Source organism: Lujinxingia vulgaris, assembly GCF_007997005.1.
Taxonomy (GTDB): Bacteria; Myxococcota_A; Bradymonadia; order Bradymonadales; family Bradymonadaceae; genus Lujinxingia.
Window position 1 is genome coordinate 18327 of the sequence record NZ_VOSL01000009.1, and the last position, 13073, is coordinate 31399.

The following is a 13073-nucleotide window of genomic DNA, read 5'->3' on the forward strand; positions in this document are numbered from 1 at the left end:
TTACGTGTCGATTGCGTAGTCCTTGAGCTTGTAGAGCAGGGCGCGGTGGCTGATCTCCAGCAGGCGCGCTGCAGCGCTGCGGTTGCCTTCGGTGCGCTCAAGCGCCCGGGTGATGAGGATGCGCTCCAGCTCGGCGGAGAGTTTTTTGATGGAGAGCTCATCGCTGCTGAGAACGGCCTGCAGCGGGCTCTGAGCTTGCCGAAGCTGGGGAGGAAGATCGTCGAGGGTGATCTGCTCGTTGGCGCTCATCACCACCCCGCGCTCAATGGCGTTGTAGAGTTCGCGCACATTGCCAGGCCAGGCGTAGCGGGTGAGCACCTCCAGGGCCTGCGCCTCGACCTCGCGCACCGAGGTTCCCTGGCGCTGATTCTGCTCCTCAATGAAGTGTCGCACCAGCAGGGGGATGTCGTCGGGGCGCTCGCGCAACGCCGGCAGCCGCAGCGCGATGACGTTGATGCGGTAGAAAAGATCTTCGCGAAAGAGCCCCTCCTCCACGCGCTTTGCCATATTGTGCAGGGAGGCCGCGACGATGCGCACGTCCACCGGCACGCTCTTCGTATCGCCCACCCGCCGCACCTCGCCCTCTTGAAGCACGCGCAGAAGTTTGACCTGCAGGGAGAGCGGCAGCTCGGCGATCTCATCGAGAAAGAGCGTCCCGCCGCTGGCGGCCTGAAAGAGTCCCTCATGGTCGCTGCTGGCGTCGGTGAACGCGCCGCGCACATGGCCAAAAAGTTCGCTCTCCAGCAGGGCCTCGGGGATGGCGCCGCAGTTGATGGCCACAAAGGGACCCTCACTGCGTGGGGAGAGCTCGTGGATGGCGCGCGCGGCGAGCTCTTTGCCGGTGCCCGACTCCCCGGTGAGCAGCACCGTGGACTTGAAGGAGGCCACGCGCTTGAGCGTGGAGAAGACCTGCTGCATCGGCTCCGACTGGCCAATGAGGCGACCCAGGCCCGTCTGGTGGGTGACCCGGGCGCGCAGCTCCTCGTTTTCGCGGCGCAGGCGCAGCCGCTCGCTGGCTTTGGCCAGGGTGAGCACGATCTCGTCGCGGGTAAAAGGCTTGTCGATGTAGTCGTACGCGCCGCGTTTGAGCGCGTCGATGGCGAGCTCCCGGTTTCCAAACGCGCTCATCACAATGACCATCGTTTCGATCTGGCGGCTGCGCAGCTCATCGAGCAGTTCCAGCCCGCCCATCTTTGGCATGCGCACATCGCATACGACGATGTCGTAGGTGTTGGCGATGAGCTCCTTGAGGCCATCTTCGCCGTTTTCGACCGCGCGCAGCGTGCAGCCTTCTTTGCGCAGCGTCATCGAGAGCATGTGTCGGATGCTCTCTTCATCGTCGATGATCAGGACGCGAAGCTCATTCATGGGCGGGGCTCGGCGGGCGGGGGCAGGTGAGGTGGCGTCCACGATAGGGGCGGCGTGGCGAGGGGGTCAATCCCCGGCCGGTTGAAGTCGAAGTTGGAAGTGCGCGCCCCGGGTGTGGCCTTCCAGCAGGCGCTCGCCAGGGGATAACGTGCCGCCGACGCGCTCCGCCAGACGCTGGGCGATGGCCAGCCCCAGGCCCGTGCCCTCGCCGGGGTCGCGGGTGGAGAAGAAGGGCTCGAAGATGCGCTCGCGAAGCTCCGGCGGGATGCCCGGGCCGTTGTCGAGGATGTCGAGGATGAGCGCATCGCCGCGGTCTTGAAGTTCCACCAGGATGCGCGGCTCGGCGATGTCGGCCTGGCGCATCGCATCGAGGGCGTTGAGCAGCAGGTTGACGATGATCTGGCTGAGTTCGCCGGGGACGGCGCGGGCCGGCCGAAGATCGTCGGGGGCGTGCAGCTCCAGGGCGCAGTGGCGGCCGCCGCGGCTTAAGCGAGCGAGCTCCAGGGCTTCTTCGAGGATCGGTCGGAGCGCCACGGCCTCGGGTTCGGCGTGTGGGTCGGGGCGGCTGTAGTCGAGGAGTTGGCGGATGATCCCGCGCATGCGCGAGAGCTGGGATTGGGTGCGCGCCACAACTTCGGCGGCGCTCTCTTCGTCGAGGTCGCGATCGCTCAGAAGATCGACATAGCCCATCACCGCGGCCAGCGGGTTGCCGATCTCGTGGGCCACGCCGGCGGCGAGCTGGCCGATGCCGGCGAGCTTCTCGGAGCGGATGAGCGAATCCTGGGTCTGACGAAGTTCAAGGTGGGCGCGCTCCAGGGCGTCGACGCGCTCCTGCAGCTCGGCTCGCTGGGCGTCGAGCGTCTGGAGCATCTGATTGAAACTTCGCCCGACCTCCCCGAACTCATTGCGAGGCAGCACTTTGATCGGGCTTGCCAGATCGCCTCCGGCGGCGCGCCGCGTGGCCACGCCGATGGCGCGCAGCGGGCGCATCACCACAAAGGAGAAGAAGGCGTAGCCGACGAGCGTGGTGAAGAGCAGAGTGAGCCCCAGATAGAGGAGCAGGGCGCGCTGGCTGGCGTCGGCGCGCGTCTGGGCCTCGGTGGTGTCGAGCACCACCCACACGCCCGCCTCTTCGGCAAAGAGCGCCGGGCGGCCGGCGTAACGCCCGAAGTTGGGCGTCTGGGCCGGGGCCCCGTCGGGAGCGATTTCGCCGGCAAAGAGCACGTCGGGCTGATTGCCAAGCGCGTTGAGGGCGGGCGTACGCTGCGGTGGCGGGATGTGCGAGAGGGTGTGGGCGTGGCGTGTGGCCTCGGCGATGAGCTGCTGGCGCGTCTCGGTGGTGTGCAGCTGGCCCACGCCCAGCGCGACCAGCGCCAGCGTCACCACCAGCACCGCGAGGAGCCCGAGGGAGAGGCGCGCTCGAAGCCCCCCCCAACGTCGCGCCCCGCCGCGTCTGGTCTGGCTGCGTGAGTCGGGCAGCATCGTCTCAGAGCCCGTAGTAGAGGTAGCTCATCGAGAGGTACATCGGGATGAACTCCCCGACGAAGAAAAACTCCAGCCCGGCAAGCACAATGAAGGGGCCGAAGGGCACGGCAAGTCCGCCTCCCTCCTCGTCTTCCGCCTCGTCGGCGTCGGGAGCATCGGTGGCCGGGGAGGGAGCAGGGGGCTCATCTGCCTGGCCGGCCTCGGCCTCTTCACGAGCGCGGCGGGCGACCTCGCGGGGATCATCTTCGGCGAGGATCTCGCGGGAGTCTTTAACAAAACCCGCACCGAACAGGGTGCCCAGGCCTGCGGCGATCAGGCCCTGCACGCTGGCCGCAAAAAAGATGAAGATCAGCGCCGGCCAGCCCAGCCAGGCGCCCATCAAGGCCATCAGCGTCAGGTCGCCACCGCCGATGCCCTCGACCCCGCGGGCGGCAAAATAGAGGTAGAAGATCGCCAGCACGACCACCGCGCCCACCACCGCGCCGATCAGGCTCATGGAGATGGTCACCGGCGGAAAAAAGGCCGTCATGGAGCCCGGGCTCATCACCGTGTCGCTGTTGAGCAAAAACGCCGCGACGATGCCCACGGCGATGGTCGGTAGCGTGAACTCGTGCGGGATCAGGTAATGATCCAGATCCACAAAGGTGATCACCACCAGCATCGCGATGAAGATGAAGTAGAGCCCGAAGGCCACCCCCATCGAGCTCCACGGGAGCTGCTCCAGGCTGGCCACCGGCGGCGGAAACCCCGCGCGCCAGGGTTCGCCAAGCATCGCAAAATGCCGCCATGAGACTTTCAGCCAGAGCCCGGCCGAGAGCACCCCCATTAGCAGCTCCACCAGCGCGTAGCGCGCCGGGATAGGCGTCTTACAGCTGCGGCAACGCGCCCTTAAGATAAGCCAGGAGAGGATGGGGATGTTGTCGTACCAGGCGATGGGCGTCTCGCAGTGCGGACATCGGCTGCCCGGGCGTACCACCGAGAGTCCCGCCGGGACGCGGTAGATCACCACGTTGAGAAAACTTCCCACCACCGCGCCCAGCATAAACGCGAAGGCCGTAAGCACGTAAAAGAAGACGTCGACGGACATGCAGACTCAGGTCGAAAGAGGAGCTGGAAGTCGGCGCCGCGCACGCATCAGCGCGGCCTCTCGACGCTATCACGCTCGCGTTTCTCCCGGTAGCCTCGCCCGAAGTAGAGGAGGTGCGCGATCAGCAACGCGAGGCTCAGCGTAGTGGCCACAGCGGCCAGGCCTGGGAGCAGGAGCGCGCCGCGCTCCACCAACACGCCGTCGACCGGCACGCGCATCGGCGCCGCACGGGTGGCGCTCACCCAGATGAGCACCGCCCCGACCAGCGCCGACATCCCCACAGCGAGCACCTTCATCAGCCGGCGGCGGTAGCGGTAGGCCACGCCGTAGACCCAGTACCAGCAGAAGAGCCCCCCCCAGCCCACAAAGACCATCAGCGGGTGCCATTCCGCCCGCCGCCAGGCAAAGAGCGAGGCCAGCGACGCGCCGACCCACACCAGCAGATAGCCCGGGTAGAGCACCCGTGAAGCCTCCACGCGGCCCGGGAGCAACCGCACCGCAGGCGCAGCCGCACCGCTGCGCTCACCGAGGACGACCGGGGCCGCCTCGGTGGAGCGCGCCGGGGACGGCGCGTCTTGGGTGGTGGAGTCAGGAGCGCGCGAGCTCATCGAAGGTTCCTGCAAGAAGATGTATCGGCGTGGGGGGACCTTGAGAGCCGCTGACTAGCACGCCCGATCGCCAGGAGGCAACGCCGCCGGGTCCCGCGAGCATTCCCGGGGGACCACCCCCGAAAGTGGCGAGTTTGACGCATAAAATAGCGCTGTGATAGCTCTTTGAAGTTCGCATGGTGAAGTCTCAACCCAGGTCCAACACGATGGTGCGCGACGAAGTTCCCTCCGGGGAGATCAGGCCGGTTCGAGTGCTGGTGGTCGACGATGAGTCGACCATCCGCGACGTGCTCGTCGATTTTCTGGGAATGGAAGGCTACGACGTGCTCGCCGTGCCCACCGCCGAGAAGGCGCTGGTTGCGCTCAAAGAGCGCCCGGTTGACGTGGCGCTGATCGATCTGCAAATGCCCGGGATGAACGGCATCGAGCTGATGGAGCATGTCTGCCGCGACCACCCCTGGGCGGTGCCCTTGATGATGACCGGTTATGGCACCGTGGAGACCGCGATCGCCGCGATGAAGGTGGGCGCCTACGACTACCTGCTCAAGCCCTTTAAAGTGGATGATGTCATCCGCGTCATTGAGCGCGGCCTTGAGAAGAAGCGCCTGGAGCGCGAGAACGTGCGCCTCAAGGAGCTTGTCGATCTTTACGACGTCACCGAGCAGCTGGGCAAAAGCCTGGCCGAGGGCCACGTCCACGATCTTCTTGTGGAGACCATCGGCGTTCAGGCCGAGGCCGATGTGGTCGGGTTGTGGCGGCCGAGCGCGCCCGGCAGCGAGGTCCTGGAAGAGGGCGCGCGCTGGCTCGATGCCTCGCACAGCGCGCCGGGGATGGCCTTTCTGGCGGGCATAACCCCGAAGGTCATGGCCGGCATCTGCACCACGAAGAGCGCGCGGGTCCTGAACAGCGAGGAGATCGCCGGGCTCGGGTTGAGTGCCCGTCCGCTGCCGCGATCGATCTTCTGCGCGCCCCTCTGCGCCAACGACCAGCTTCTGGGCGTCCTGATCGCCGCGCGCTTTGAGCCGCGGCCGGCCTTCCGCGAGAGCAAACGCAAACTCCTGGCGATCATGGTGGGGCGAGCGGCCGCCGCGATGGATAACGCGCGCCTCTATGGCGATCTGCAGCAGACCTTCAAGCAGACGATCCAGGCGTTGGCCAACATCCTCGAAGATCGCGACCCTTATACCCGCGGCCACTCCGACCGCGTCAGCCGCTACGCGCGCCAGATCGCTGTCGGCATGGGGCTTGGAGCGGAGGAAGTTGAGCGCATCGCCGACAGCGCCCTGATGCACGACATCGGTAAGCTGGGCATTCGCTTTGAAGAGCTCAACAAAGCCGACCCGCTCACCGAGTCGGAGTATGAGATGTTCAAGAGCCACACCACGCGTGGCAAATGGATCTTGCAGCCGATTCGTTTTCTGCACCCGCTCATCCCCGGGGTCTACCATCACCACGAGCGCTGGGACGGTCGCGGTTACCCGGTGGGACTCAAGGGCGAAGCGATCCCGCTGATGGCGCGCATCCTGGCGGTGGCCGACACCTACGACGCGATGACCTCGCACCGCGCCTACCGCCGCGCCCTTCCGCACGAGGTCGCCATGCAGGAGATCGAGAGCTGCGCCGGCTCGCAGTTCGACCCGGCGATCGTGGAGGTGTTTGTGCGCGAGATGAGCCGCGACCGCCGCGACCAGAGCTCCAAGGCGGAGCGCTGGCGCGCGCTCCTCGATCCGGCCGATGAAGAGCCCGGCTCCGAGGAGCCCGGCTCGCCGGCGACCGGTTGAGTGTGAGCCGTTTCGCCTGAGCTGTTGATAGAGCGGGCGCGCAGACGTGAGCGCCCAGACATAAAAAAACCTCCCGGGGTCATCCCGGGAGGTTTTTTCGTGGGCCCGGCGTGGGGACGGGCCCGCTGGCGAGCGAGGCGGTGGTCAGGAGGCAGCTTCCACCGCGTCGTCGTCGCGCTCTTCTTTGATGGCGTTGAGCTTCTCGCGCCGCACCGAGCGTCGGGTGCGGTTGGACTCCTCGTGCAAAAAGGGCTCCATGTCGCGGATAATGCCGCGCTCATACGCTGTCTCCACAAGCAGCTCGCGCATCATCTTGCGTCCGCGGAAGAGCCGGCTCATCACCGTTCCTACCGGGCAGTCCAGGATGTGAGCGATCTCCTTGTAGGAGAAGTCGTTGAGGTCAGCGAGCACCACGACGGTGCGGAACTCGTCGCTGAGCTGCTCCAGGGCATCCTGAAGCTCGTGGGTAAAGCTCTTCTGAACCGACTCGCGCTCCGGGCTGTTGTAGAACTCGGTGCGTTCGCGATCGAAGAAGTTCTCCTCGATCGGGCGCAGGTCATCGGCGTTGAGGATCTCACGCTCCTTCTTCTTACGGCGGTACTTGTTGATGAAGGTGTTGGTGAGGATCGTGAAGAGCCACGCGCGGCAGTTGGTGCCCTGCTCAAAGCGGTGCCAGTTGGTGTACGCCTTGATGAAGGTTTCCTGGACGAGGTCTTCGGCGTCTTTCTCGTTCTTGGTGTATCGCAACGCCGTGGCGTAGAGCTCATCGAGGTGGGTGAGGGCCGTCTCCTCGAACCCCTCGTTTTTGGGGGAGTCGGAGTCGGAGCGATTGAATTCGTTGAGCTTGAGCATGGGGGGACTCCTTTCGTCTTTTATCGCAACTCGCCGCTCCGGCCCTGTGGGGGAGGGGAGAGGAGGGATCACGCGGTGTTCATGTGTAAGACGCCGGCCGGGGGGAGAAGGTTTCAAAGTTCTGCAAAAAATCTGCGCTGGAAGTGAAAAGTTCCGCTCTCACTTAAACTCAGCCCGTGCGGCAGGCGCGCTGACACACCCGAAGATGTGTCTTAGCCTCAAGCTATGCACCGCTTCGTCAGAGACCACCTCAGAGGTGCGGAGCTGCGGGCGGACTCACTTGTGAGATCGCCCCCTCCTTGGTAGGGTTCCGCGGCTTTAGGCCCCGCTTGAGCGCCCGCTCACGTCGGGAGCTTCTCAAACGAATGAAACGACCCGCTTTGGTGAAGGGAACGCGATGACGGATTCGGTCAGCATCATTCCGATCAATATCGAAGAAGAGATCCGCCAGTCCTATATGGACTACGCCATGAGCGTGATCATTGGGCGAGCGCTGCCGGATGTTCGCGACGGACTTAAGCCGGTGCACCGGCGTATCCTCTTTGCCCAGCATGAGCTGGGGAACCGCTGGAACGCCGCCTACAAGAAGTCGGCGCGTATCGTCGGTGATGTCATCGGTAAGTACCACCCCCACGGCGACTCCTCGGTCTATGACGCGTTGGTGCGTCTGGCTCAGGACTTCAACATGCGCGTGCCCCTGGTGGACGGCCAGGGCAACTTCGGCTCGGTCGACGGCGACCCGGCCGCGGCCATGCGTTACACCGAAGTGCGTATGGCGCGAGTCGCTCAAGAACTCTTGAGCGACATCGACAAAGAGACCGTCGAGTGGATCCCCAACTACGATGACACCATCGAAGAGCCGGCGGTCCTGCCCACGCGCATCCCCAACCTGTTGATCAACGGCTCCTCGGGTATCGCCGTCGGGATGAGCACCAACATCCCACCGCATAACCTGGGCGAGGTGATCCGCGGCACGCTGGCGCTGATCGAGAACCCGGAGATCGATGTCGAAGGGTTGATGCAGCATATCCCCGGGCCCGACTTCCCGACCGCCGGCATCATGTATGGCGCGCGCGGGCTGCGCGACGCCTACGCCGAGGGACGCGGCATCATCAAGATGCGCGCCCGCGCGATCATCGAAGAGGACGAGAAGCGCGGCAAGAGCTCCATCGTCGTCACCGAGCTCCCCTACCAGGTCAATAAGGCGCGTCTCATCGAGAAGATCGCCGAGCTGGCCCGCGACAAGCGCCTCGAAGGCATCACCGATCTGCGCGATGAGTCCGACCGCGACGGCATGCGCATCGTCATTGAACTTCGCCGCGACATGATCCCGGCCGTCGTGCTCAACAACCTCTACAAGATGACGGCGATGCAGTCGTCCTTCGGCATCATCATGCTGGCGATCGTTCACGGTCAGCCCCGCATCATGAGCCTCAAAGAGGTGCTCAACCACTTCATCGACTTCCGCCGCGATGTGGTCACCCGCCGCACCATCTATGAGCTGCGCAAGGCCGAAGAGCGCGCTCATATTTTGGAGGGCCTCAAGATCGCGCTCGACCACCTCGACGAGGTCATCGCGCTGATCCGCGCCTCGGCCTCGCCAAACGAGGCGCGCGAGGGGCTGATGAGCCGCTTCGCGCTCAGCGAGCGCCAGTCCCAGGCCATCCTCGATATGCGCCTGCAGAAGCTCACCGGTCTGGAGCGCGACAAGATCCTCGAAGAGCTGGCCGAAGTGCTCGCCGAGATCGACCGCCTGCGCGGCATTCTGGCCGACGAGAAGAAGCTGATGGCCGTGATCGTCGAGGAGCTCAACGAGGTGCTCGACGCCTACGCCGACGAGCGCCGCACCGAGATCCTGCACAACGTCACCGAGCTCTCCGATCTCGACCTGATCGCTGAAGAAGACATGGTGGTCACGCTCAGCCACGCCGGCTACATCAAGCGCACCCCGCTGAGCGAGTACCGCGCCCAGCACCGCGGCGGCCGTGGCAAGCGCGGGATGGACACCAAAGACGAAGACTTCGTCACCGATATGTTTGTAGCCTCGACCCACACCAACCTGTTGATCTTCACCTCGGTGGGTAAGGTCTACAAGTTGATGGTGCACGAGCTCCCACAGGGCTCGCGCACCACGCGCGGCAAAGCGGTGGTCAACCTCTTGCCGATCGAGCAGGATGAGAAAATCAAGGCGATCCTGCCCTTTGAGGAGTTTGAGGAGGGCCGCTACATCGTCACCGCCACCCGCCAGGGCGTGATCAAGAAGACCGATCTGATGGCGTACGCCAACGTGCACGCCGGCGGCATCATCGCGCTGGGCTTTAAAGACGATAACGACGAGCTCATCAGCGTGCGCGCCACCGGAGGCGACGATCGCATCTTCCTGGCCAGCAGTGATGGCCAGGCGATCTGCTTCCACGAAGAAGACGTGCGCCCGATGGGGCGCGTGGCCGCCGGTGTCTACGGGATGCGCTTCCGCGAGGGCGACACGCTCGTGGGCATGGACGTGGTCCCTGCAGGCGATGATCACTCCACGATCCTCACCATCACCGAGCGCGGCTATGGCAAACGCACGGTGCTCGATGAGTACCCCCTGCAGCGCCGTGGCGGCAAAGGGGTGGTCACCATCAAGACCAACGAGCGCAACGGCATGCTGGTGGGCATTCGGGTGGTCGACGACACCAATGAGCTGATGATGATCACCGACAAGGGCCAGGTGCTGCGCACCCGCGTCGAGCAGATCTCGACCTACGGGCGCAACACCCAGGGCGTGCGCGTGATGAGCCTGGACGACGACGAGTTGGTCGTCTCCATCGCGGCGCTGGTCGCCGAGGAGGAGGACGAGGAGCTTGAGGGTGAGGCGCTGGCAGAGGGCGGTGAGGGTGTCGAGATTCAAGGCGATGAGAGCCCCGAGGAGGCCGCCTCCGCCGGCGAAGAATCCGCCGATGACGAGTCCGGCGAAGACAGTTGATTTGAGGCGGTTGACGCCCCTCAATTCCCTGTGTTACAGGGTGCGCGCCGCTGCTCGGGGAGGCGCTTGCAGACACGGTCTGCGGGCATTTTCCAGAGCACGGCGCGAGGTGATTTAGATGGCCTCTCCACCAGAAGACGAGTCGCGTTCATCCACAAAAAGCCCCTGGCTTGTGGCCGGCGCGATCGGAGCCCTGGGCTTTGAGTTTGTCGGCATTGTACTCGGCGGCGCTTTCATCGGCACTCGCCTCGACGAACGCTTCAACACCGCCCCGGTCTTGCTCCTGGTGACGATGGCGCTGGCAATGCTCGGCGCCGGGTGGCACGTCTGGAAGATCTCGCAACGGTTTTTGAAAACACAAGGTGAAGACTGATGGCCACGCTCGACCGTAGCTTCGTCGACGGGGTCTTCTGGCGCATGCTCGCGCTGGGAGCCCTCCTGGCGCTGGTGACGGCCTGGGCGCTCTCGCCACGCTTCGGCTACTCGATGGCCCTGGGAACGCTGACCAGCGCGCTCAGCCTGAGAGTGACCGCGTTTGTGGTGGCGAAGATGATCAAGGGCGCCATCGACGGCAACCCCGGCGCAGCAGGCTGGGCTGTTGTTCTGGCGTTTAAGCTGGCGATTTTGTTCTTCGCGATCTGGTTTTGCCTTTCGACCCTGAGTGCCCACGCCGTAGGTTTTATCCTCGGCTACAAAGTGTTGTTACCCGCGCTGGCCTGGCAGGCAGTTTTAACGCGCCGCGATCGCCGCAGCACAGATGACGACGCCGACGACAACGAGAGCACGTAGTTCATGGCTGACTATACGTTTTTAGACCTCATCCCCGCGTTTGCCGAACAAGAGCATGGCGAGGGCTGGAACCACATCTTCGGCGATCCGCTGCTTAACCCGGCGGGGACGGTGACGGCGACCCACGTGGTCTTCACCGGCGTGCTCGTCGTGTTGATTACGGTGCTCGCTCTGATCGCCCGACGCAAATACAGCAACCGTGATGAGGCGCTGGTGCCGGTCGGTAAGTTCTCCGTCACCGGCTTCTTCGAGGTCCTCTTCGATGCCGTGATGGGCATGATGAGCGACCTGATGGGTGAGAAGGCGGCCAAGAAGTTCTTCCCGCTGATCGCCTCGTTGGCCGTCTACATCTACCTGGGCAACTTGATGGGGCTTGTGGTGGGTTTTGCCCCGCCGACCTCCAACCTCAACACCGGTCTGGCCTGCGCGATTGTGGTCTTTCTGGTGTACAACGTCTCCGGCTTCATGGAGCAGGGGATGGGGTATATCAAACACTTTATGGGGCCGATTCTTCTGCTGGCTCCCTTGATTTTCATCATCGAATTGGTGGGACACGCCTTCCGCCCGGTCTCTCTCTCGGTGCGTCTGACCGGGAACATGACCGGTGACCACATGGTGTTGGGCGTGTTTGGAGATCTGGCCTCCGGGATGTTCAGCATCCCGATTCTTATCCCGGTGCCGTTCCTCTTCCTGGGGCTGCTGGTGTGCACGATTCAGGCGTTGGTCTTCTGCCTGTTGTCCAGCATTTACATCGCCCTTGCCATTGAGCACGAAGACCATTAAACGACTCGCCAGAAAGGTTGTTGGCCTAGACGGCTTTCATCAGGGCGTATCAACACATTGATACCCGTCACAATGGCGCACGCCGCAAAAGAGTTGGCGTCGCGCGAGCTAGGAGGACGCAGTCCATGCTGAAGAAATCCACGATCACGTTTTTGAGCACCTTCGCTATTGTCGCACTCTGGAGCACCTCGGCGTTTGCCCAGGGCACCGCTGCTGCGGCCGATAACGTCTTCACGACCTACGCCTGGTTGGGCGCTGCTGCGGCCTTCGGTGTCGGCCTGGCCGCGCTGGGTGGTTCGCTGGGTCAGGGCCGCGCGGCGTCGGCGGCTCTTGAAGGTATCGCGCGCAACCCGGGCGCGGCCGGCAAGCTCTTCACCCCGCTGATTCTGGGTCTGGCCCTGATCGAGTCGCTCGTGATTTACGCGTTCGTTATCTCGATTCTGATGGTCCTTAACATCGACATCACCGCGGCGCTCTAAGTCGCAGGTTGACGATGTGAAAAAAAGCCCGGCTTCGGCCGGGCTTTTTTTGTGCTCTGAAGGGCAAAAAAGCGCCCGGCCTCCTTCTTGCGTGGGGTGGGGGCGTGTGGTCTAATGCGGCCCCTTGAGGAGGGCGGCGTAAGCCTGCCCTCGGCGCGAATGCAGCGACCGCGCTACAGGCCCTGAGCTCATCATGGCCCCGGGCGCGCGCTGCGTTTCTCGCTTGATCCATCCCATCCGGAGCAGACCACGGAATGATCGTCCAGTGTCCCAGCTGTTCATCGCGATATCGCGTCAATGACGCCAACATTCCGCCCTCGGGGGGCAAGATCAAGTGTCCTTCCTGTGCGCACGCCTTTGTGGTGTACCCGGAGGCGCCGGCGGAGCCGGAGCATGAGGCGGATAAGACCTCGATCGCCGAGCGCCCCAATATCCATGAGCTCCTCAACTCGATGAATCAGAACAAGGCCGCCGCCCAGAACGCGGCGCCGCCGGTTGAGGATGAGGTCGCCAAGACGGAGGTGATGTCGGGGGCGGAGCTTCCGGATTTCGCCTCGATGTTCGGTGACGGGGGTGGCGATCAGACCATTGAGATGTCCAACCCGCTGGCAAGCGGGGCGTTGCCCGGACTGGGCGCGGCGGCTGAGGAGGACGACCTCCACACCCAGGAGCTCTCGCCAGACATCGTGCAGAAGAGCCTGCAGCATCTGGGAGCGCGCCCGGCCGGCGGGCCGCCCTCGATGCCTGAGGATGGGGGCCCGGCCACCGAGATCGCTCCGCCGCCGGTGGTGGAGCAGGCGATGCCGGCCCAGCGTCTCTCGGCGTCGGCGGAGCCCACCCCGCCTCCGGCCGGAGCGCCGGCCTTTAACACAA

The 13073-nt window shown here is 64.4% G+C and carries 11 protein-coding genes and 2 pseudogenes; 8 read left to right on the top strand and 5 right to left on the bottom strand.

Annotated features, from left to right (window positions below):
- The 4 genes from FRC96_RS01645 to FRC96_RS01660 all read right to left on the bottom strand — a co-directional run bounded on the left by FRC96_RS01645 (window position 1) and on the right by FRC96_RS01660 (window position 4548).
- The gene (locus FRC96_RS01645) at window positions 1–1368 is read right to left on the bottom strand and encodes a sigma-54-dependent transcriptional regulator (RefSeq protein ID WP_146972306.1); all 1368 of its coding nucleotides are present in this window, start codon (window positions 1366–1368) and stop codon (window positions 1–3) included.
- A 66-nt stretch (window positions 1369–1434) separates the two neighbouring features.
- Window positions 1435–2850: a sensor histidine kinase gene (locus FRC96_RS01650; protein ID WP_146972307.1), complete on the bottom strand. Its 1416-nt coding sequence runs from the start codon at window positions 2848–2850 to the stop codon at window positions 1435–1437.
- 4 nt (window positions 2851–2854) lie between these two features.
- The gene (locus tag FRC96_RS01655; RefSeq protein WP_146972308.1) at window positions 2855–3940 is read right to left on the bottom strand and encodes a prepilin peptidase; all 1086 of its coding nucleotides are present in this window, start codon (window positions 3938–3940) and stop codon (window positions 2855–2857) included.
- Window positions 3941–3987: 47 nt separating this feature from the next.
- Window positions 3988–4548 (bottom strand): hypothetical protein, encoded by a 561-nt coding sequence (locus FRC96_RS01660; RefSeq protein WP_146972309.1) that lies wholly within the window; start codon window positions 4546–4548, stop codon window positions 3988–3990.
- A gap of 176 nt (window positions 4549–4724) precedes the next feature.
- On the opposite strand from FRC96_RS01660, the gene FRC96_RS01665 reads away from it, so the two are divergent.
- Window positions 4725–6329, top strand: a complete 1605-nt coding sequence (locus tag FRC96_RS01665; RefSeq protein ID WP_146972310.1) for an HD domain-containing phosphohydrolase — start codon at window positions 4725–4727, stop codon at window positions 6327–6329.
- Window positions 6330–6473: 144 nt separating this feature from the next.
- Here FRC96_RS01665 and FRC96_RS01670 read toward each other — a convergent pair whose 3' ends face one another.
- Window positions 6474–7181, bottom strand: a complete 708-nt coding sequence (locus tag FRC96_RS01670) for a sigma-70 family RNA polymerase sigma factor (protein ID WP_146972311.1) — start codon at window positions 7179–7181, stop codon at window positions 6474–6476.
- 397 nt (window positions 7182–7578) lie between these two features.
- Between FRC96_RS01670 and gyrA the strand changes: the two genes are divergently transcribed.
- The 7 genes and pseudogenes from gyrA to FRC96_RS01700 all read left to right on the top strand — a co-directional run.
- Window positions 7579–10149: a DNA gyrase subunit A gene (gyrA, locus tag FRC96_RS01675; RefSeq protein WP_146972312.1), complete on the top strand. Its 2571-nt coding sequence runs from the start codon at window positions 7579–7581 to the stop codon at window positions 10147–10149.
- Window positions 10150–10267: 118 nt separating this feature from the next.
- Window positions 10268–10522: an AtpZ/AtpI family protein gene (locus FRC96_RS01680; protein ID WP_146972313.1), complete on the top strand. Its 255-nt coding sequence runs from the start codon at window positions 10268–10270 to the stop codon at window positions 10520–10522.
- Entirely contained in the window at window positions 10522–10938 is a 417-nt protein-coding gene (locus tag FRC96_RS01685; protein ID WP_146972314.1) for an ATP synthase subunit I, read from the top strand. The genes FRC96_RS01680 and FRC96_RS01685 overlap by 1 nt, the downstream gene beginning before the upstream one ends.
- A 3-nt stretch (window positions 10939–10941) precedes the next feature.
- A complete protein-coding gene (gene atpB, locus FRC96_RS01690) occupies window positions 10942–11721 on the top strand; it encodes a F0F1 ATP synthase subunit A (protein ID WP_146972315.1) in 780 nt (259 codons plus the stop codon).
- A gap of 125 nt (window positions 11722–11846) precedes the next feature.
- Complete coding sequence (atpE, locus tag FRC96_RS01695; RefSeq protein ID WP_146972316.1) at window positions 11847–12200, top strand: ATP synthase F0 subunit C; 354 nt, start codon at window positions 11847–11849, stop codon at window positions 12198–12200.
- 254 nt (window positions 12201–12454) lie between these two features.
- Window positions 12455–12547: pseudogene (locus FRC96_RS22790) on the top strand (zinc-ribbon domain-containing protein); the annotation flags it as partial.
- Window positions 12548–12559: 12 nt separating this feature from the next.
- Window positions 12560–13073: pseudogene (locus FRC96_RS01700) on the top strand (hypothetical protein); the annotation flags it as partial.